18 protein-coding genes are annotated in these 21111 nt (G+C 65.8%); 14 read left to right on the forward strand and 4 right to left on the reverse strand.

Annotated elements, in window-relative coordinates; all coding sequences use genetic code 11:
• Nucleotides 1-89 precede the first annotated feature (89 nt).
• Nucleotides 90-2219, reverse strand: a complete 2130-nt coding sequence (locus tag HWN72_RS17355) for a TonB-dependent receptor domain-containing protein (protein ID WP_211150840.1) — start codon at nt 2217-2219, stop codon at nt 90-92.
• A 179-nt stretch (nt 2220-2398) separates the two neighbouring features.
• Here HWN72_RS17355 and HWN72_RS17360 point away from each other — a divergent pair, with 179 nt between their 5' ends.
• The 10 genes from HWN72_RS17360 to HWN72_RS17405 all read left to right on the forward strand — a co-directional run bounded on the left by HWN72_RS17360 (nt 2399) and on the right by HWN72_RS17405 (nt 14452).
• Nucleotides 2399-2572: a hypothetical protein gene (locus tag HWN72_RS17360; RefSeq protein ID WP_211150841.1), complete on the forward strand. Its 174-nt coding sequence runs from the start codon at nt 2399-2401 to the stop codon at nt 2570-2572.
• 104 nt (nt 2573-2676) lie between these two features.
• Nucleotides 2677-3375 (forward strand): GntR family transcriptional regulator, encoded by a 699-nt coding sequence (locus HWN72_RS17365; RefSeq protein ID WP_211150842.1) that lies wholly within the window; start codon nt 2677-2679, stop codon nt 3373-3375.
• 158 nt (nt 3376-3533) lie between these two features.
• Nucleotides 3534-5138, forward strand: coding sequence for an AMP-binding protein (locus HWN72_RS17370; protein WP_211150843.1), 1605 nt, complete (start codon nt 3534-3536; stop codon nt 5136-5138).
• A 5-nt stretch (nt 5139-5143) separates the two neighbouring features.
• Nucleotides 5144-6316 (forward strand): thiolase family protein, encoded by a 1173-nt coding sequence (locus HWN72_RS17375; protein ID WP_211150844.1) that lies wholly within the window; start codon nt 5144-5146, stop codon nt 6314-6316.
• A complete protein-coding gene (locus HWN72_RS17380) occupies nt 6313-6648 on the forward strand; it encodes a zinc ribbon domain-containing protein (protein WP_211150845.1) in 336 nt (111 codons plus the stop codon). The genes HWN72_RS17375 and HWN72_RS17380 overlap by 4 nt, the downstream gene beginning before the upstream one ends.
• Nucleotides 6645-7925 (forward strand): MFS transporter, encoded by a 1281-nt coding sequence (locus tag HWN72_RS17385; RefSeq protein WP_211150846.1) that lies wholly within the window; start codon nt 6645-6647, stop codon nt 7923-7925. Before HWN72_RS17380 ends, HWN72_RS17385 begins: the two co-directional genes overlap by 4 nt.
• Before the next feature lie 32 nt (nt 7926-7957).
• Entirely contained in the window at nt 7958-8929 is a 972-nt protein-coding gene (locus tag HWN72_RS17390) for a sugar phosphate isomerase/epimerase (protein ID WP_211150847.1), read from the forward strand.
• 270 nt (nt 8930-9199) lie between these two features.
• Entirely contained in the window at nt 9200-10474 is a 1275-nt protein-coding gene (locus HWN72_RS17395) for a M20/M25/M40 family metallo-hydrolase (RefSeq protein WP_211150848.1), read from the forward strand.
• 242 nt (nt 10475-10716) lie between these two features.
• On the forward strand, nt 10717-13014 hold the full coding sequence (locus HWN72_RS17400; RefSeq protein ID WP_211150849.1) for a TonB-dependent receptor: 2298 nt from the start codon (nt 10717-10719) through the stop codon (nt 13012-13014).
• Between the two features lie 145 nt (nt 13015-13159).
• The gene (locus HWN72_RS17405) at nt 13160-14452 is read left to right on the forward strand and encodes a glutamate carboxypeptidase (protein ID WP_211150850.1); all 1293 of its coding nucleotides are present in this window, start codon (nt 13160-13162) and stop codon (nt 14450-14452) included.
• Between the two features lie 5 nt (nt 14453-14457).
• Here HWN72_RS17405 and egtD read toward each other — a convergent pair whose 3' ends face one another.
• Together egtD and egtB are read right to left on the reverse strand one after the other, a co-directional pair.
• Entirely contained in the window at nt 14458-15444 is a 987-nt protein-coding gene (egtD, locus tag HWN72_RS17410; protein ID WP_211150851.1) for an L-histidine N(alpha)-methyltransferase, read from the reverse strand.
• A 3-nt stretch (nt 15445-15447) separates the two neighbouring features.
• Complete coding sequence (egtB, locus tag HWN72_RS17415; RefSeq protein ID WP_211150852.1) at nt 15448-16698, reverse strand: ergothioneine biosynthesis protein EgtB; 1251 nt, start codon at nt 16696-16698, stop codon at nt 15448-15450.
• Between the two features lie 246 nt (nt 16699-16944).
• On the opposite strand from egtB, the gene HWN72_RS17420 reads away from it, so the two are divergent.
• The 4 genes from HWN72_RS17420 to HWN72_RS17435 are packed head-to-tail and all read left to right on the forward strand — an operon-like array spanning nt 16945 to nt 20057.
• Nucleotides 16945-17502 carry a peroxiredoxin gene (locus tag HWN72_RS17420; RefSeq protein ID WP_008831732.1) on the forward strand — a complete coding sequence of 186 codons (558 nt, stop codon included), beginning with the start codon at nt 16945-16947 and terminating at the stop codon, nt 17500-17502.
• A gap of 46 nt (nt 17503-17548) precedes the next feature.
• Nucleotides 17549-18799: a protein-disulfide reductase DsbD gene (locus HWN72_RS17425; RefSeq protein WP_211150853.1), complete on the forward strand. Its 1251-nt coding sequence runs from the start codon at nt 17549-17551 to the stop codon at nt 18797-18799.
• A gap of 54 nt (nt 18800-18853) precedes the next feature.
• Nucleotides 18854-19435: a sigma-70 family RNA polymerase sigma factor gene (locus tag HWN72_RS17430; RefSeq protein ID WP_211150854.1), complete on the forward strand. Its 582-nt coding sequence runs from the start codon at nt 18854-18856 to the stop codon at nt 19433-19435.
• The gene (locus HWN72_RS17435; protein WP_211150855.1) at nt 19428-20057 is read left to right on the forward strand and encodes an NrsF family protein; all 630 of its coding nucleotides are present in this window, start codon (nt 19428-19430) and stop codon (nt 20055-20057) included. The genes HWN72_RS17430 and HWN72_RS17435 overlap by 8 nt, the downstream gene beginning before the upstream one ends.
• Before the next feature lie 41 nt (nt 20058-20098).
• Here the strand turns inward: HWN72_RS17435 and HWN72_RS17440 are convergent, their stop codons facing one another.
• Nucleotides 20099-21028 carry a LysR family transcriptional regulator gene (locus tag HWN72_RS17440; protein WP_211150856.1) on the reverse strand — a complete coding sequence of 310 codons (930 nt, stop codon included), beginning with the start codon at nt 21026-21028 and terminating at the stop codon, nt 20099-20101.
• Nucleotides 21029-21111: the final 83 nt, after the last annotated feature.

A 21111-nucleotide genomic window follows, 5' to 3' on the forward strand; every position in this document is an offset into this window, starting at 1 on the left:
CCGGCTTCACAGCCGGAACGTCCCGGCGCGTAAGCGCCCGAGCCATGTCGGCGACACGGCTCGGGCGCTTTACGAACGGATCCGCAGGATCAGAAATCCACGGTCGCGGAAAGCCACAACCTGCGCCCCTCCTGGTTGATCGAATAAGCGGGTGTAAAGGCCGTGGCGGTGCCGCTGTCATACGGCACGTAGACCGCATAGTCGGTGTTCAGCACGTTATAGACCGTGGCGGCGAGGCGGAATGCGGGCGCGATCTGGTACGAGCCGCCAAGGTGGAACACCTCGTAGCTGCGGAAGTCGCCCACCGCCGCCTGCTGCGCATTGCTGCCGCGATAACGGCTGGAACGGATCTCACCCCGCGCCCAGAGGCTGGCCACGTCGCTCACCTTCCAGCGCAAGTTGCCGTTGAGCATGTGCTTGGGCATGCCGACCAGCGGCAGGCCCTTTTCCGAACCGCTGAGCTGCTCGGTCTCGGTGTAGGTGTAGTTCACCGTGAGCGAGACCGCCTGCGTGAACGCGAAGCGGCTCGCCACTTCGACGCCGCGGGTGCGGGCCTTGTCGATGTTGATCGACTGGCTGAAAAGATCGACATTCGGGAAGTTGCCGACGTCGAGACAGCCCGGACGGTTCAGGTTGGTCGAGAAAGTACAGTTGGGAATGCCCGGCCCGGTGGCGATCTTGTCGTCGAAGTCGTTATTGAACAGCGTGACGTTGCCGCTGAAGAAGCCCTTGTCGTCGAAGTAGATGCCTGCTTCGTAAGTCGTGCTCGTCTCCGGCGTCAGGCCCGGCGTGCCGATCAGCGGCACGCGGCCCTGGCTGCCGAAGCCGATGATGCCGCTGGCGATCTGCTCGACGCGCGGGGTCTTGAAGCCCCGGCTGACGCCGCCTTTGACGGTCAGCGCATCGGTGACGTTCCACACCGCGTAAGCGCGCGGCGACCACTTGTTCCCGAATGTCGAGTGATCGTCATAACGCACGCCGCCAGTCACGTTGAAGCCATCGACGACGGTGAGGGTCGCCTCGGCAAAGCCCGCCCACTGGGTGAACTTGAACGGTGCGGGCGCGACGCCGTCGATCATCCGGGCCTTCCAGTACTGGCCGCCGACGGTGAAGGCGAGCGGTCCGGCGCGTCCGGCGAAGCGGCTGTCGATGATGTCGTTGCGCGCCTCGAGGTTGCGGGCGCTGCCCGGGGTGGCGCCGGGGGTCCCGTTGGGGATCAGGCGGCCGATCGTCTCGGTGTCGTTGCGGGTCAGGGTGGTGTCGAGCTGGCCGAAGTCGCCCATGCGCCAGCTATGCGCAACGACGTAATTGGTGCGGTTGAACTGCTGCCTTGGCGCATAGCCGCCCGAACCCAGCGTGCCGAGCTGGCCTTCGGTGTTGTCGTAAGTCTGCTCGTTGCGGTCGAATTCCACCCACAGATCGTGGTCGGCGTGCGGCGTGAAGCTCAGACGGCCGCCGTACGTGTAGATGTCCGAGCGCACCGGGTTGCGGCCCAGCGTCAGTGCCGGATCACCGGGAATCTCGATGCTCGATCCCTCGCGGTGGAACACACTGCCGCGCAGGGTCAGGCCGACCAGGTCCTTGACCACCGGCCCTTGCGCAAAGCCGTTGATCGACTGGATGTTGCCGAAGCGCTGGTCCTCCTGGATCGTCGTCTCGGCGGTGGCGGTGCCGACCCAGCGGTTGCCGACCTTGCGGGTGATGATGTTGACGACGCCGCCCATCGCGTCCGACCCGTAGAGCGTGGACATCGGCCCGCGCACCACTTCGATCCGGTCGATCGCGGAATAGGGCGGCAGGAAGCTGGTGGACGTCTCGCCGAAACCGTTGGGCGTCACGCCGCCCGGCGCGTTCTGGCGGCGGCCGTCGATCAGCACCAGCGTATAGTCGCTGGGCATGCCGCGGATGGAGATGTTGAGGCCGCCGGTCTTGCCCGCCTCGCCGCCGACATCGACGCCGGGAACGTCCTGCAGCGCTTCCGCCAGGCTGCCGAAGCGCTTGTCCTGCAGGTCAGCCCGGTCGATCACCGTGATGCTGGCCGGAGCCTCGACGATGTCCTGCGCATAACCGGCGGCGGTGACGACGATCGGCGATCCGGCCTCGGCGCCCGCCTCGTCGGCATGGGCGGCCCGGGCGATAAGACATGAAACGATGGCGAGACTGGCCTGCGCCAAATGGCGGGCACGCTGGCTGGATCGGCGATGGACTGCTGCGGACATGTTGAAACCCCCGTATTGGTAATGCGACTGACTCGCATTTGCGGGGCGCTCGTCGAAGCAAATGTCGGAGGTGTCAATCTGGCGACCAATGTGGTGCCCCGCTGGCAATCAAAAATTACAGACGGGAATCCAATCGCTTGCATCCAAGAAAAAAGACGCTGCGGGATAGTTTCCCAATCATGGCTGAATTGCTGGCGCAAGCTGCTTTGCCCCGCCAGCACCATCGCAAGCGCTATACGGATGTAGCTGACGTCCGGCGCTGCCCAGATCTTTATCCAGATGCCGCGATGATGGGATGGACCGAGGATGAACGCGCAGGTTCACGAAAAAACGGTATCTCTTCCACTTCCTGAAGCCGCTACCGCTTTCGCACGCCCCCCCGCATCCATGACAACCAGGCCTTGCCACGAGACTTCAAAAGTGTATTCTGAATCTCGTTGTGGAGAATACGACGAAGATGAAACAGGAAGCACCCGCACAAACCGGCACACTGCTGAATAGCGCGGATTCGGAAGTATACACCACCGTGCTGGCGCGGATCAAAAGCGGTGCGATCGAGCCCGAAGAAAGAATCGTCGATTCCAAGCTCGCGGCCGAATTCAACCTGTCGCGCATGCCCGTGCGGCAAGCCCTGCTGCGCCTCGTCCACGAAGGCTACCTGGTGGGAACCACGCGCGGCTTCGTGCTGCCGCGGCTGACTTACGAGGATATCGAGGAAATCTTCGAGGTGCGCATGCTGCTGGAACCCCGCGCCGCAGCTTCAGCCTGCCGCACGCTCGCCCCCGAAGCCCTTGCCGCCTTGCGCGAGGCGCTCGCCGAAGCGCGGCGCGCCGTCGCGGAAGTCAGGCTCGGCAACATGATGATCGCGAATGACCGGTTCCGGCAGATCTGGCTCGACGCGGTTCCCAACCGCAGGCTTGCCACCTCGATCAGCCGCTTCGTCGACCATGTCCAGATCGTTCGCCGGGCAACGATCTTCGACGCGGCAACGCAGCACGTCGTGCTCGACCTGCTGACCCGGATGCTCGACGGATTCGATCGCAAGGACGCCCTGCTGGTACAGGATGCGACGCTGCAGTTCGTGGTACGCGCACGCGAGGCATTCATCGCCGCGACGAGCATAGAATCCACGCAAGGTCGCGCCTTCATGGGATGACCGCATTAAAGCCAGGGCCGTTTGCCTACTAATTTTAAGTATGAAATGAATTCCATTTAGCAATGCTTGCAAAGCAATTGCTTCCGACATGGTCCGACATAGCGCCGCCAGACATCGCCAGAATCGCGAGACAACGAATGATCCAGATACCTGCACCGATGCAGATCGACACAAGCCCCGGCACACTCCATGCGGCCTTCGCACAGAGCGCGGACACCTGGGCCGGCCGCCCTTTCCTCCATGCTCCGGCCGAGGCAATGGCCGGTAATGCCGCAGTCTCGTTCACATACGCTGAGGCAATGGTGCGGGTCGCCGGCCTGCGGGACCGCTACGCCCGGGCGGGCCTGGGCCATGGCCACCGCGTCGGGCTGGCGCTCGACAACCATCCCGATTTCTTCCTGCACTTCCTTGCTCTCAATGCGCTGGGCTCCGGCATCGCGCCGATCAATTCGGGAATGAGCGACGGCGAACTCGCGCAAGTCCTGATGCTGGCCAAGCTCGACATGCTGGTGTGCCTGCCGCATCATCGAGACCGCCTCGCCGCTCTGGCGGCACGAACGGTGCCGGTCGTCGAGGCGGAGGAAGGCGCGCTGCCACCGCCAGGTCGCCCCGCCCTTCCCGGCCTGGCCGATGCCGGCAGCGAGGCGGCGATGATCTTCACCTCGGGCACTACCGGCACCCCCAAGGGTTGCGTGCTGTCGAACGCCTACTTCACCCGCATCGGCACGTACTACACGCAACTGGGCGGCTATTGCACCTTTCGCCCGGGCGAAGAGCGTATCCTGACGCCGCTGCCGGTCACGCACATGAACGCTCTCGCCTGCTCGTTCATGGCGGCGATGACCAGCGGCGGCTGCCTGATCCAGCTCGACCGCTTCCACGCCTCGACCTGGTGGTGCACCGTGCGTGAAAGCGGCGCGACGATCGTGCATTACCTTGGCGTAATGCCCGCGATCCTGCTCCAGCGCGACGACGCGCCCGAGGCGTGGGCAGGCCACGCGATCCGCTTCGCCTTCGGCGCCGGTGTCGATCCGCGCCACCACGCGGTGTTCGAGGAGCGCTACGGCTTCCCGCTGATCGAAGCCTGGGCGATGAGCGAGACCGGCGCGGGGGCGTGGATCACCGCCAGCCACGAACCGCGGCACGTCGGCCAGCGCTGCTTCGGCAAGGCGGGCGAAGACATCGAAGTGCGCCTCGTCGACGAGGAAGGGCAGGACGTTCCCGTCGGCACCCCCGGCGAACTGCTGGTGCGCGCCCGCGGCAACGATCCGCGCCGCTGGTTCTTCACCCGCTACCACGACGATCCCGCCGCCACCGAGGCCGCATGGGAAGGCGACTGGTTCCACACCGGCGACATCGTGCGCGCGGATGCGCAGGGCAGCCTGTTCTTCGTCGATCGCAGCAAGAACATCGTGCGCCGCTCGGGCGAGAACATCGCCTCGGTCGAAGTCGAGGGCGCGCTGATGCAACACCCGGCGGTCGCGCATTGCGCCGTCACCCCGGTCCCCGACGAGATCCGCGGCGAGGAGGTGCTGGCACTGATCGAAGGCGACGGCGACGAGGCGCTGGCGACGGAAATCGCCGGTTCGTGCCTGCAGACGCTGCAGTATTTCAAGATTCCGGGCTATCTGGCTTTCGTGGAATCGCTTCCCACCACCAGTTCGCAAAAGCTGCAGCGCGGCGAGATCCGCAAGCTCGGCCGTGCCATCGTCGATGAGGGCCGCGCCTTCGACTTGCGCGCGCTCAAGCGCAAGAAAGGCTGATCGACGTGGCCCCCATTGCATCCTATCAGGGCGTCGCCGTGGCGTGTCCGGTCACGGTGCCCTACCAGCGTTCCAGCGAACGCCAGGCGCATTGGTTCTTCGGCCGCGCGCTGGCCGCGCTGGTCGAAGCAAGCGGCATCGCCAAGGATGCGATCGACGGGCTCGCCTGTTCCTCCTTCACGCTGGGCTCGGATACCACGGTGGCGCTGACCGAGCACTTCGACATGTCGCCGCGCTGGATCGAATGGCTGCCGACTGGCGGCGCCAGCGGGGTCATGGCGCTACGCCGCGCGGCGCGGGCAGTGCAGTGCGGCGATGCCTCGGTGGTCGCCTGCATCGCCGCCGACACCGCCAATGCGCAGACGTTCGCGAAGCTCGTCGGCGATTTCAGCCGCTTTTCAAACGAAGCCGTATTGCCGCAGGGCAAGGCCGGGCCGAACGGCGTCTTCGCGCTGATCACCGACAACTACATGCGCCGCTTTGGCGCGCATCGCGAGGACTTCGGCCGGATCGCAGTGGCGCAGCGTGCCAATGCGGCGGACAATCCCAATGCCCTGCTGGGCGGCAAGCCGCTCGACATGCCGGGCTACCTCGCCGCGCCGCCGATCGTCTCACCGATCCACATGTTCGACTGCGTGATGCCGTGTGCGGGCGCCGAAGCTTTCCTCGTCATGAGCGAGGCGCGTGCACGCGAACTCGGCCTCAAGGGCGCGCGGATCATGGGCGCGATCGAGCGGCACAATGCCTATTTCGCCGATCCCGTCGCCATTCGCGGCGGCTGGGCGATGGACGCCGATGCCCTGTGGGCGCAGGCGGGCATAGCGCCGGGCGACGTCGATTGCCTGCAGACTTACGACGACTACCCTTTGATTTCGGCCATGCAGATCGAGGACCTCGGCTTTTGCGCCAAGGGCGAGGCGCCTGCCTTCGTCGCCGCGCGGGACCTTACCGTGACCGGCGACTTCCCGCACAACACCTGCGGCGGCCAGCTTTCTTGCGGACAGGCTGGCGCGGCGGGGGGCTTCCTGCCGGTGGTCGAGGCGCTGCGGCAGGTCACCGGCCAGCCGCTCGGTGCGCAAGTGCCAGGTGCGCGGATCGCGCTGGCGAGCGGCTACGGCATGGTCACCTACGACCGCTGCCTCGCCACCGGCGCGGCGCTGCTGGAGGCATTGCCATGACCTTGTCGCTCCAGTTCTGCCGAACCTGCGGTGCCGCGCAGTACCCTTCGCGCGATGCCTGCCGTGTCTGCCTTTCCGATGCACTGGAAGTGCGCGACGAAACCGTCACCGGCACAGTCGTCAGCGAAGGCACGATCCACCGCTCGCTCGATCCGGCGCTCGTCGCCGGCGGGCCGCTGCGGATCGGCGCCGTCGCCAGCCCGCTCGGCGTCCGCATCATCGCCTTGCTCGCGCCCGGCGTGGCTGCGGGGTCGTGCGTCATCCTCTCGCCCTGCCCGGATCGGCCGGGCGCCATCATCGCCCACCCGGCGCAGCAGGTCCAAGCATCATGACGGTGAATTCAGTTTCCGAACACGCCGAGCGCAAGCGCACCCTGACCCGCGCCATCGCCGCCTCGATCGTGGGCAACACGCTCGAATGGTACGACTTCTTCCTTTATGCGACGGCGGCGGCGCTGGTCTTTGGAGACCTGTTTTTCCCGGTCGGGCGCGATCCGCTGATCAACACGCTGGTCTCGTTCGGCGGCTATGCCGTGGGCTTCGCGGCACGCCCGCTGGGGGGCCTCGTGTTCGGCCATGTCGGCGACCGCTACGGGCGCAAGACCTCGCTGTTCTGGACGCTGGCGATCATGGGCCTCGCGACGTTCCTGATCGGCCTGCTGCCGACATATGCGCAGATCGGCATCTGGGCGCCGATCGCGCTCGTCGCATTGCGCGTGGCGCAGGGCATCGCGGCGGGCGGCGAGTGGGGCGGCGGCGTGCTGCTGATCACCGAGAACGCGCCGGCCGGGCGCGAGGGCATGTTCGGCGCGCTTAGCCAGAGCGGCGTCGGCCTCGGCTTCGTGCTGTCCACTTTCGCATTCTACCTTGCCGGGCTGCTGCCGCCGGAAGACTTCGCGAGCTGGGGCTGGCGCGTGCCGTTCCTCGTCAGCATCACGATCTTCGCGGTCGGCCTGTTCATCCGCTTCCGCGTCTCCGAAACGCCGGACTTCCAGGCCGCCGAGGCCGAAGGCCCGCAGCACGCACCGCTTGCCGAAGTGCTGCGAAAGCACCCGCGCGAGATGGTCGTGGGCATCGGCGCGCGCCTTGCCGAGACTTGCGGCTCACACTTGTTCATCACTTTCGCGCTGGCTTACGGCAAGGCAGTGGGCGCCGAAGTGGACACGCTGATGCTCGGGGTGACGCTCGGGATGCTGGCGGACAGCGTGATGATGCCGGTGTTCGGCGCACTGTCGGACCGCTTTGGGCGGCGGCCGGTCTACCTGTTCGGCGCGCTGGCGATGCTGGCCTTCGCCTATCCCTTCTTCGAGATGCTCGAGTCCGGCTCGACCACGCTGATCGTGCTGGCCTTCGTCATCGGCAACGGCGTGTGCCATGCGGCGATGATCGGCGTGCAGCCTGCGATGTACAGCGAGATGTTCAGCGCCCGCGTACGCTATTCGGGTCTCGCCATGGCGCACGAGGTGTCCTCGCTGATCGTCGGCTTCTCGCCCCTGATCGTTACCGCGCTATACGCCCATTACCGCAGCCCGACCCCGGTGGCGCTGTTCCTCGGCGCGATCTGCCTGGTGTCGGCGTCCTCCCTGCTGCTCTGGCGCCCAAAGCGCTGAAACCCCTTTCCCGCTTACCTCAGGAGACTGTCATGGACCTTAGCCGCCGCTCCCTTCTGACCGCCGTCGCTACCGGCATGGCCGCCGCATCGATGCCCGCCTTCGCGCGCGCCGGTGTCGGCCGCGTGCGCATCGGCGTGCAGACCTACAGCCTGCGCGACCTGCTGCCGACGCCGGGCGACATGGTCGACAAGATGATCCGCGAATGCCGCGACCTGAAGGTCGACATGATCGAGCTGTTCGAGCCGACCGTACAGCCCCCTGCCCTTTCCGCCAACGCGCCTTGGGCGTTCACCGGCGGCAAGCCGACCGAAGCCTCGCTCTACGGCCGCCCGCCCGAAGGCCCGCGCCCGGCCGAAGTGCTGCAGAACCGCGAGGACATCCGCCAGTGGCGCCTCGCCACCCCGGTCAGCCATTTCCGCGAGATCGGCCGCCGCTTCCGCGCCGCCGGGATCGAGATCCAGGCATTCAACTTCGGCCTCAAGGACGATTGCACCGACGCCGAAGTGGAGTGGGGCTTCGCGGTCACGAAGGCGCTCGGCATCAACCTGATGACCGCTTCCACCACGCTGTCGATGGCGAAGCGCACCGTGCCGTTCGCGGCCAGGCACCGCACGATGCTGGGCCTGCACGGGCACTCGAACTTGCGCGATCCCAACCAGCTGGCCACACCCGAGAGCTTCGAGCAGGGGCTAGCGATGTCGCCGTGGTATCGCCTGAACTTCGACATCGGCCACTTCGCCGCCGCCGGGTTCGACACCCTGGGCTTCCTGCACAAGCACCACGAGCGGGTCTGCAGCGTCCACCTCAAGGACCGCAAGGCGAACTTCGGCATGAACATGCCCTTCGGCGAAGGCGATACGCCGATCGCGGGCGTGGTGCGCACGATCTCCGAGAACCGCTGGAATATCCCCCTGATCCTTGAATACGAATATGCCGGCGGCTCCTCCGAAAGCGAGCTGCGCCGCGCGATCGACTACGTCGAGCACCACGTCGCCCGCTGATCGCGCGCCCTTCCGCGCGATCAGCCCAGGCGCGGCTGCGGCCGGAAACCCTCCTCTTTCCGGCCGCAGGAACCGATACGTCAATTGGGATTTTGTGAATTCACTTTTGGCTTGAAACGATATCCACATTGCAATACAAGAAATCGTCACACAGTAGAATTGCATGAAAAATACGCCGAATCGGATAACATCCCGGATCATCAATGCGCCAAACTCTCGCGATTTCGTACAAATCATGTGACCTGATTGCTCATCAGGAGAATTCAGATAATGCCCTTCGCCATGGCCATTCTGGCAGCAGCCGCCGCAGCGCCTGCCCCTGCCAAGCCAGCCACCCCGCCGGTGGTGGAGCGCGTTATCGCGACGTCGTCTTTCAAGGCCGCCGCGCAGTCCCTGCGCGCCGATCACGAGCGCTTCGTCGATGAGATCATCCGGATCACCCAGACCCCGTCCCCGCCCTTCGGCGAGGCGGAGCGCGGCAGGCTCGTGGCGCAGATGATGCGTGACAGCGGCTTCCGCTCGGTCTCCATCGACGAAGTCGGCAACGTCATCGGCCTGCGTCCCGGCCGCGATGCCAGGCTGCCGCCGCTGGTGGTCGCCGCGCACCTCGACACGGTTTTCCCAAAGGGCACCGACGTCACCGTGAAGCGCGAGGGCACGAAGCTGCGGGCACCGGGCATCGGCGACGATTCGCGCGGCGTCGCCACCTTGCTGGTGCTCGCCCGCGCGATGGACAAGGCGGGCATACAGACCGACCGCGACGTGCTGTTCGTCGGCAACGTCGGCGAGGAAGGCCCCGGCGACTTGCGCGGCATGCGCCACCTGTTCTCCACGAACGCGCGCGCCAGGGCAGCCGCCGGCTTCATCAGCATCGACAGTTCGGGCTCGGGCGGGATCGTCACGCGCGGGGTCGGTTCGAACCGCTACCACATCGTCTTCTCCGGCCCCGGTGGCCACAGCTACGACAAGTTCGGCATCGTCAATCCGATGGTGTCGCTGGCGAAGACGGTGACCGAGCTTTACCAGATCGCGGTGCCCGCCACTCCGAAGGTGACGTACTCGGCCAGCGTCGTGGGCGGCGGCACCTCGGTGAACACGATCCCGCCGCAGGTCTTCCTCGACGTCGACATGCGCTCGATCTCACCGGAGGAAGTCGCACGCGTCGATGCCGAACTGCGTGCCATCGCGCAAAAGGCGGTGGACGAGGAGAACGCCGCGCGCTCAACCGCGCGCGGCAAGGTCAGCGTCGATTTCCAGGTCATCGGCAAGCGTCCTGCGGGCCATACCGACGAAACGAAGGGCATCGCCGCCATCGCCTTCGGCGTGGCCGAGGCATTCGGTTACGAGGGCCGCTTCATCGAGGTCTCCACCGATGCCAACGTGCCGATGAGCCTGGGCATCCCGGCGATCACCATCGGCTCTGGCGGCACCGGCGGCTCCGAACATTCGCCCGACGAATGGATCGACGTGGCGCTCGAACCCAGCCTCAAGGGCCTGACCGTCGATCTGGCCACCATCATCGCGGCGGCCGGCGCGAAACCGTAACGACCAGACAATGCCGCATCGTGCCGCACGAGCACGAGGCTCACGAACGAGAGGGCGAGGACACACAAGACAAGCAGGCAGGAGCGAACCGGCAGCCCGCAACGGGCGTCGCACCGAAATACCATGAACCTTCAAATCTAAAATATCCATCTTCCGCGACCAGCCTCACCCCATCGGTGACGGACAATCGAACAGGCGGGGGATGCGACAATCGGGGAATGAACATGAGCGTGGGATCCTTTATGTCGAGAACGTCCGTCTTCGCGGTTTGCGCGGCGGCCTGTTCGATCAGCCTGCCTGCCTTCGCGCAGGAAGCCGCCAGCACCGAAGGCGGCCTCAGCGAGATCGTCGTCACCGCCGAGAAGCGCCCGAGCACCGAGCAGAAGACGCCGCTCTCGCTGACCGTGCTGAGCGCCGAGACGCTCCAGCGCAACAGCGTCGGCAACGTCGATGACATCAGCCGCATCGCGCCTTCGGTCTCGATCACCAATTCAGGCGCGGCACCGATCATCGCGGTGCGCGGCGTCTCCAGCCGTGACGTCACCGAGATCGGCGACCCCGCCGTCTCGATCAGCATCGACGGCTTCAACCTCCAGCGCGCGACCAGCCTGCAGGCCGGTTTCTTCGACCTCGAGCGCATCGAAGTGCTGCGCGGTCCGCAAGGCACCCTGCTCGGCCGCAACGCCACCGGCGGCGCGATCCAGGTGATCACCGCCAAGCCCTCGCTCGACGGTTTCAAGGCACAGCTCGGCGGCGAGATCGGCAACTACGATCTCTACTCGACCAAGGGCATGGTGAACCTGCCGCTTACCGACGACCTCGCCATCCGCGCCTCGTTCCAGACGCGCGACCGCAACGGCTTCCGCGACACGCCGGGCAAGGACGGCGACGACGAGCACAGCAAGGCCGCACGCCTGCACGTGCTGTGGAAGCCGATCTCTCGCCTCAACGTGCTGCTGACCGGCGAATACGCGCACAACAACGGCGTCGGCACCGTGATCAACGGCTTCCCGCTGCAGACCTACACCGCCGCCAACGTTCCCAGCGGCTTCAACGTCGGCGACCTCATCCTGACCGCACCCGACAAGGGCAACGGCAAGAGCTTCTACAGCCCGGACGGCGGCTTCATGCGCTACACCGTATGGAACGTGCGCTCGCAGATCGACTACGACCTCGATTTCGCTACGCTGACCTACCAGGGCGGCTATCGCCACTTCGAATACGGCCGCAAGTATGCCTTCGGCGGCAATCCCGGCACCAACCGCCAGACCATCTCGTTCGAGCAGTACGAAGACGTCGGCACCTGGAACCACGAAGTACGGCTGTCATCGAATTCCACCGGCCCCTTCAAGTGGCAGTTCGGCGCCTACTACTTCCGCGAGACCAACGACTTCGTCGGCCTGTTCACCGATTACCCCGATCAGGACAGCATGCATGGCGACTACTTCCTCATCCAGCGCTTCACCTATCCCGACATCACCGCCGAGGCCAAGGCGCTGTTCGGGCAGGCTTCCTACGAGATCGTGCCGGGCCTGACGGCATCGCTGGGCGCGCGCTACTCGAAGGACAAGAAGGATCGTCACACCAACATTCTGACGACCAACTACAACACCTACATCAACACCCGCTGCGACCTGACCGATAGCTGCGCCTACAGCACGACCACCGGCTACCAGATCGCCAAGTCGAGCAAGACGACGTTCCACGCCGGGCTGGACTACCAGGTCACGCCGCAGAACATGGTCTATGCCAAGTTCGACACCGGCTACAAGGCAGGCGGCTTCACCGACCTCGGCGTCTACGATCCCGAGACCGTGAAATCCTACGAGATCGGCGCCAAGAACCGGTTCTTCGGCAATACGCTGCAAGTCAATCTCTCGGCCTACCTGTACGACTACTCCAACCAGCAGGTCAGCCAGTCGGTCATCAACTCGGCGGGCGGTGTCTCGGTGCAGATCCTGAACGCGGGCAAGTCGCGCTACAAGGGCATCGAACTGGACACCATCTGGCAGCCGACGCCGGACGACCAGTTCTCGGTCTACATCGCCTACTCGCATGCCCGCTACGTCGATTTCGCCACCGGCACCAGCGGCGTGCTGCTGCGCTATGCGCAAGCCGACGGCCGCGCCGAGCCGGTCTACGGCAGCGACGGCAGCACCGTGGTCGGCTACAACTACCAGCTGTCTGGCAAGCGTCCGCCGCAGTCGCCCGACTGGTCGATCAACCTGGGCTACCAGCACGACTTCCACGTGCTGGGCGGCACCCTGACGCCGCGCGCACAGACGCATATCGAATCGAAGAGCTACTTCCAGATCTATAACTTCGATACCGACAGGCAGAAGGGCTATACCCGTTCCGACCTGATGGTGACCTACACCCCGGACGCGGCGAACTGGACGCTGACCGCCTACGTGCGCAACCTCGAAGATCGCCTGATCCTCGCCAACGGCGCCCTGCCGACGAGCACGACCTACCAGTCGTATCGCTACCAGTACCAGGCGCCGCGCACTTTCGGTGCGTCGCTGACCTTCAACTGGTAAGCAGCGGGTTCGGCCCAATGGACTGTGGGGGCGGCGCTGCGAAGCGTCGCCCTTGTTCGTTTGGCAGGCGCCGCTCCTGAACCACAGCCCAACACCGAAGTGAATCCTGAATTGCGCATCGGCGAACATCCAAGGAGCCCCTATCATGTCGCACCCCGCCCCATCCCTGTTTTCCGGCAGGCTGAAACGCCCCAGCCGGGTGCTCCGTAGCCTGCTGGTGTCGCTAGGGGCTCTTTGGGTGCCGTTGGGTGCCGCCGCGGCCACCCCATCGCAAGCAGCACTGAAAGCCGAGGTGGAGCGGCAGGTTCCGGCCTCGATCCGGCAGCTCGGCGAGATGGTCTCGATCGATTCCGGCTCGTCCGACGCGCCCGGCCTCAAGGCGATGGCGAACTATCTCGACGCGCGCCTGACCGCCCTTGGCGCCAGCGTGGAGCGCAAGCCGGTGCCGCCCGCCGCGGGCGACATGCTGGTCGCCACGCTACACGGCAAGCGTGCGAACAGCGGCGGCCCACGCTTCCTCCTGCTCGCTCACATGGACACCGTCTACCAGTCCGGCACGGCCGCGAAATGGCCTTTCGCGATCAAGGGCGACATCGCCACCGGCCCCGGCGTCAGCGACGACAAGGGCGGCATTGCCGTGGTGCTGGGAACGCTGGAAATGCTGCGGAAGCTGGGCTTCGGCGACTACGGGACGATCACGATCGCGTTCAATCCGGACGAGGAGATCGGCTCCCCCGGATCGCGGCACTTGATCGAGCAACTGGGCGCCGAGCACGATTACGTCCTCTCCTGCGAGCCTGGCGGCAAGCAGCGCATCCTCGCCACCAGCGGCATCGCCACGCTTTCCCTCAAAGTGGAAGGCAAGGCCTCCCACGCCGGCGTCGCTCCGCAGGATGGCCGCAATGCACTGGTCGAGGCGGCCGACATCATCGGCCGCACCGCCGCCCTCTCCGATCCGGCCAAAGGGTTCAAGTTCAACTGGACGATCGCGCAGTCGGGCTCGAAGCACAACATCATCCCCGACCTTGCCGAAGCCACCGCCGACATCCGTTACATCGACGAGGCCGACGTCACCGCCACGATGGCGCACCTGCGGCAACTCGCGGCCACCCCGGCGGTGGAGGGCACGCGTGTGAGCTTTACTCTGGGTCGCAACCGCCCGCCGATGGTCCCCACCGACAAGGCCCGCGAAATGGCCAAGGTCGCAGCCAGGGCCGGGCGCGAGTTCGGCTATCCGATCACGATCCTCGACAAGCCTTTCGGCGGCGGCAGCGACGCGGCCTATGCGGCGGTTTCAGGCAAGTCCGGCGTGGTCGAGAGCTTCGGCCTCGGCGGCGAGCACGCCCACACCTTAGGCGAGGAAACCGCAGACCTCGGCTCCATGCCCTCCTCCCTCTACGTGATGGCGCGCACGATCATGCTGCTATCGGGACGGTAGCGGCATCACGCGGTCAATTCGTCGCCGATCGCGCGGGCCAGGATCACCATGAACTTGTCATCGGCATCGCCAAAGCCCTGCAGCGGCTCCCAGCCGCCAGCCAGCAGCAGGGTATCGGCGCTGCGCGGGTCGTACTTGTGGCTGTTCTCCGTGTGGATCGTCTCGCCGGTCGCCATGGCGAAGGCGCGGCCGCAGACCTCGAAGTCGATGTCGCGCGTCGCGGCGATGTGCATCTCGATCCGCGCACGTTCGTCGTTCCAGACCGCGCGGTGAGCGATGCCGTCGCGAGGGATCGTACCGCCAAGTTCCCGGTTGATCCTGTCGGCGAGATTGAGGTTGAACGCCGCCGTCACGCCTCGCGCATCGTCGTAGGCGCAAACCAGTTCCGTCTCGCTCTTGATCCGGTCGAAGCCGATCAGCAGCAGGCTTCCCGCGCCCAGCGTGCGGCGCATCGAGCGCAGCAGGTCGGCGGCGGCCATCGGTTCCATGTTGCCGATCGTGGAGCCGGGGAAGAAGCCCAGACGCGGGTGCTGCCCCACTTCGGCGGGCAACGTGGCGGGCTGGCTGAAGTCCGCCTCGACCGGGTAGATCGGAAGGTCCGGGTAACGCGCCGCCAGCGCTTCGCAGGACTCGCTCAAGAATTCGCCCGAGATGTCGATCGGCACGTAGGCGGCGGTCCAGATCGCGCCGAGCAGCAGCGGCGTCTTGGTTGCGCTGCCCGCACCGAATTCGACGACGACGTGGTGCTTCGATCCCACCATGCGCCCGATCCGCGTGGCATGGGCCATGAGGATGCCGGTCTCGACACGGGTAGGGTAATATTCGGGGAGGCGCGTGATCTCCTCGAACAACTGGCTGCCGCGATGGTCGTAGAACCAGCGGGCGGGGATCGCCTTGCGTTGCTGCGAAAGGCCGGTCAGCACGTCGCGGCGGAATTGGGCGCGCAAGGCATCGCGGGAGGCGTCGATCAATTCGCGGACGGCGGTGGCCATGATCTACAGGTCCTTAGCTAGACGCACGCCGGTGAACTGCCAGCGCTTCTCGGGGGGAAAGAAGTTCCGATACGTAGCGCGTGAATGCCCGCGCGGGGTCGCGCAACTGGCGCCCTTGAGTACGCACTGGCCGGACATGAACTTGCCGTTGTACTCCCCCACTGCGCCGGCGGCCGGGCGGAAGCGCGGATAGGGAAGATAGGCGGAACGGGTCCATTGCCAGCAGTCCCCGAACAGGCCGGGCGAGCCTTGGGGATGGACGCCGACAGCTTCGTCAAGCTGAGCACCGCCGACCGGATCATGGCTGGCTGCGGCGACTTCCCACTCGAACTCGGTGGGCAGGCGGTGCCCGGCCCAGGTGGCAAAGGCGTCTGCTTCGTAGCACGAGACATGCGTTACGGGCGCCTCGGGCCGGATCGGCTGGAGGCCGGACAGCGTGAAGGCCGCCTCGCCGCGCCAGTAGAGCGGTGCCGCGATGCCCTCGGCATTGATCCACGCCCAGCCGTCCGAGAGCCATAAGGCCGGGTTACGATAGCCGCCATCGGCGATGAATTCCGCCCACTCGCGGTTGGTCACGAGACGACGTGCGAGGGCGAAGGGCTCCAGCAGCACGTCATGCGCCGGACTTTCGTTGTCGAAGGCGAAACCGCCCGGTCCCCGGCCACCTTCATGGCCGATGCGATAGCGTCCACCCTCCTGGCTTTGCCATTCCACCGGTGCCGCTGGCGAAGCGCCGCGCTCCAGCAAAGGCGCATAGGCAGGAGCCAGCGGGTTCAGGGAAAGCGCATGCTTCACATCCGTAAGCATCAGTTCCTGGTGCTGTTGCTCGTGGTTCAGTCCCAGTTCGATCAGCGCGGCAAGTTCGGGGCGATCCAGAAGCAGTTCCACATGCGCATCGACATGGGCGCGGTAAGCCAGCACCTCGTCCAGCGAGGGGCGCGAGAGCATTCCACGCTGCGGGCGCGCATGGCGCGGCCCTTCCGCCTCGTAGTAGGAATTGAAAAGGAATGGCCATGTCTCGTCGAACAGACGGTAGCCCTCAAGGTGATCGCGCAGTACGAAAGTCTCGAAGAACCACGTCGTATGCGCCAGATGCCACTTCGCCGGAGAGGCGTCCGGCATGGACTGGATCGTGGCATCCGCATCGGACAAAGGCGCGGCCAGCGTTTCGGTAAGGCAGCGGACAACGGCGAGACGCTCGGCCTGCGGTGCGGGGCAGGCCACCAAGGGCGAGCGGTCGGTCGTGGTGGCCATGCCGCTCTAACGGCCGATGCCGCTGCGGGATGCATGACGGAATTAATATTGCGACGAATTGCGCCCAGCCGCATTCGCTCCGGGACGAGTAGTCCATCCGCAAGCGAAGTCTCCCGGATCCACCCTGCGGCAGAAAAATGCGGCGAGTGATTTTCGGACCGCAACTTTTTGCCGCGCTCCAGCGAACAGCCATGGGAAGGCGCCCGATCGGAGCGCCTTCCCATGATACCCGTTGGAGCAGAGCCGATGAAAATCCGGAAGAATTTCGCCTTGTCGCTGGCCGTTGGACTATTCGCGGCCGCCGTGCCGAGCCAGAGCTTCGCCGCCCTGCCGCAAGGCGCCAAGGCCCCTGACTTCACGCTGCACGCCGCGCTGGGCGGCAAGCCCTTCGACCTCTCTCTGGCAAAGGCGCTGAAGAAGGGGCCGGTCGTGCTTTACTTCTTCCCCGCCGCCTTCACTTCCGGCTGCACGGTAGAGGCGCACCTGTTCGCCGAAGCCACCGGCGATTTCAAGAAGCTGGGCGCCAGCGTGATCGGCGTGACCGCAGGCAATGTCGAGCGGGTCGCCGAATTCTCGAAGTCCGAATGCCGCAACCAGTTCGCCGTCGCCGCCGACCCGAACGCCAAGGTCGCCGCCAGGTTCGACGCAACGATGCAGGGCGGCAAGCAGACGATCTCCAACCGCACTTCGTTCGTGATCGCCCCCAACGGCACGATCCTGCTCAGCTACACGGACATGAACCCGCAGGCCCACATCGAGAAGACGATGGCCGCGGTGCGTGCGTGGAAAGCGAAGCACGGCTGACCTTTTCCTCCACGATCGATCCTTCCTGTCGCCAAGAGGCCCCGTCATGCTTGTTGCCCTGTTGTCCGCCTTCCTGGGCGGGCTGATCCTGAACCTGATGCCTTGCGTCTTCCCGATCATCTCGCTCAAGGCGTTCGGGCTTGCGCGGCAAGGCGGCGACCCACGACAAATGCGACGGGAAGGGCTGGCGTTCCTCGGCGGAACCCTGCTGGCGATGCTGGCGCTGGCCGGCACGTTGATTGCCTTGCGTGCCGGCGGGCAGGCGGTGGGCTGGGGCTTCCAGCTCCAGTCACCGCTCGTGGTCGCATTGCTGGTGCTGGTGCTGCTCGGCTCCGCGCTCAATCTTGCCGGTCTCTTCGAGTTCGGTCTGGGCCTGCAGCGCATGGGCCAGACGATGGACGGGAAGGACGGCCTGCTCGGCGCGGCGCTGACCGGCGCGCTGGCCGTGGTCGTGGCGACGCCCTGCGCCGGTCCGTTCATGGCGGGTGCCATCGGCTTTGCGCTCGTCCAGCCGCCGCTGGCCGCGCTCGCCATCTTCGCGGCGCTGGGCGCGGGCGTGGCGGCACCGTTCACGGCGCTGTCCTTCAGCCCGGCGCTGGCGCGGCGTCTGCCGAAACCCGGTGCCTGGATGACGACGCTGAAGCACGCGCTGGCCTTTCCGATGCTCGCCGCCGCCGCATGGCTGCTGTGGGTGCTGGCGCAGCAGACGGGCAGCGCGGGGCTGGCGCTGATGCTCGGTTGCGCCTTGCTGCTGGCGTTCTCTTGCTGGATCTATGGCATGGCGCAAAGGCGCACGATGTCCGGCCGTCCCGCGCGTGCGCTGCACACCGTCGCCGTTGTCGGTGCGGCCGCGATCGGTGCGCTTTTCGCCATGCCGGGAGGCGCCCTGCAAACACCTGCCGCACCCGTACAGACACAGGCATCCGCAGCGCCGGTGACCGACGGACCGGTGCCCTGGTCACCCGAAGCGGTCGCGAAGGCACAAGCGTCAGGTCACGCAGTCTTCGTCGATTTCTCGGCCGAGTGGTGCCTGACCTGCAAGGTCAACGAAAAGGCCGTGCTGTCCACCGCCGCGTTCAGGTCCGCCATCGCCGACACCGGCGCGACCTACATGGTGGCGGACTCGACCAACTATGATGCGCGGATCGAGCAGGCTATGATGGAACTCGGTCGTTCCGGGCTGCCGCTCTACCTCGTCTATCCGGCGAAGGGCGGCGATCCGGTGATACTGCCGCAAGTTCTGGACACGAAGACCGCCATCGATGCACTGCGGACGGCTTCCGGCAAGAAGGTTTGACGAGACGATGAATGCGATCCCGACCGACCATGCCGGGGGCTGCGTGGCACCCGCGTGACGGACGAACTGCTGCTCGAGGATGCGCCGCGAGAGGAGGCATGGCCCGCCCTGATGCAGCGGGCGCAGGATGGCGACCAGCGCGCCTACCGGCTGGTCCTGCGCGCGCTGGTGCCGGTCGTCCGGGTTCGGGTGCGGCGGCGCATCTTCGATGACGTGCTGGCCGAGGACGTGGTTCAGGAGGTGCTGATGACGCTTCATCGCCTGCGTCACACTTACGATCCCGCGCTGCCGCTGATGCCCTGGGTTTCGGCCATCGTCTCGGCAAGGTCCGTGGATGCGCTACGCCGACAGCGCCGATCCCGCGGCCGGGAGATCAATCGGGAAGAAACCCTGGACGGCGCCATCGACCCCGTCGCGGCGGCGGCCTTCGAAGCGATCGGCGCCGAACGGGAACTCGCGGGCATGCTGAACTTGCTGCCCGAACGCCAGCGGCAGATGATCGAGATGGTGAAGCTGCAGGAGATGTCGCTCGATGCCGCCGCGCAGGAAAGCCGGCTCTCCGTTTCCGCCGTAAAATCCTTGCTGCACCGCGCGATCGTCAGGTTGCGCGAACATGGAAAGCAGACACATGGTTGACCATGACACCCTGATCGATACGCTTTGCGACGAGGCCGTGCCGGTACGCCGCGTGGCTCCGGCGTGGCGGCGGGCCCTCGCCTGGAGCCCGGTCGCGCTAGGCATCGGTTATCTAGCGACCCAAATGCTCCACCGCGCCGGTACGGATTGGGCCGGTCCGCTTGCCGGGGTCGCCGCCGCCAATATCGTATTGTCACTTGTCCTGGGTATCGCCGCGTTCACAGCCGCCTTGTCGGCCAGCGTGCCTGGCGCCCCCGCGCGGACGAGCGGCTGGATCATGGCGTGCCTGGGCATCTGGCTGACGCTGGCGGCCTACAGCATCGGCATATCCAGCCAGCCCGTCGGGCATCTGGGGCACGGCAGCTATTGCTTCACGTTCGTACTGGTAGCCGGAGTTCCCATGATTGCTATCACCGTGCTGGCACTGCGGCGAACGCGGTCGCTCAATCCGGTGCGGTCGCTGATGCTCGCGGGGACGGGAATAGCGTTCCTGTCGTTCGGGCTACTGGCGTTCTGCCATCCCATCGCGATGTCGGCGATGGACTTTGCCGGCCACCTTGTGGCCGGCATCCTGCTCGGTGCGCTGACCATCGGACTCGGGCGCAAAGCGATCGCGGCCTGAAGGCGCGGATCAGTCGCCCGGAATGCGCTCGATGCCATTCGTCAGACATCGCCCATTCCCTCCATTTCACGATCATCCTGGCCGAGTGTGACGAACTGGTCCAGAAGCCAGCTTGCCGCAGGACCGGGAGGCGTATCGCGCCGCCATATGCCGGAAAAGCGATACGTCCCCCCGACATGGTCCGGCATCGCCAGTCGTACCAGCGTTCCGGCGAAGAGATCCGCCTCGATCATCGGCATCGGCATGTTCCCCCAGCCGATTCCCTGCCGCAGCAGCGCATGCTTGGCGCCGAGATCGGCAAGCCGCCAGGTCTTTGGGCTGAACACCGAGTAGTCCTGCCCTTCGGTGAAGCGCGAACGGTCGGAGAGCACCAGCTGCGTATAGTCCCGCCCCGCGCCGGGTTCGATCTTCATCATGCGGCCCAGCGGATGATCGGGCGCGGCCACCGGCACCATCGCCACCGAGCCCGCCGAGCGGCTGTCGATACCCTCGACACCGGCCGATAGCGGACCGGACAGCCCGACCACCGCCTCCTTGTCCAGCACCAGCGCGGTTATGGCGCCCAGCGCCTCGACATGAAGGCGCAGTTGGACGGTGGGGAATGTCACGGCGAAGTCGCGCAGCACCAGCCCGACGCGGTCGGCGGGCAGCATGACGTCGAGCGCCAGGTTCACCTCGGCCTCAAGCCCGTCGAGCATGCCCTTCACCTTGGCGCGCAGCCCGTCCACACCCTGCGAGATCGCCTTCGCTTCGGCCAGCACCGCGCGTCCCTGTTCCGTCAGTTTCGGCCGCCGGGTGCCTTCGCGCTCGAACAGCATCACGCCGAGCTGCGCCTCCAGATTGGCGATGCCATAGCTGATGACCGAGACCGCACGGTTCAGCTTGCGTCCGGCGCCTGCGAAACTGCCGGTCTCCACGATCGTCTGGAAGATCGTCAACTGATCGAGCGTCGGTGTGCCTGGGTTATTCACTTTTCTATTTCCTCGAAAAGACCGATTGGTTTTATCTATCTGAACGGAAAAGATCGCAACCCATACAAAGGGCTCAACGAAGC

This window comes from Novosphingobium sp. HR1a (assembly GCF_015594425.1).
In the GTDB taxonomy this organism is placed as follows: domain Bacteria; phylum Pseudomonadota; class Alphaproteobacteria; order Sphingomonadales; family Sphingomonadaceae; genus Novosphingobium; species Novosphingobium resinovorum_A.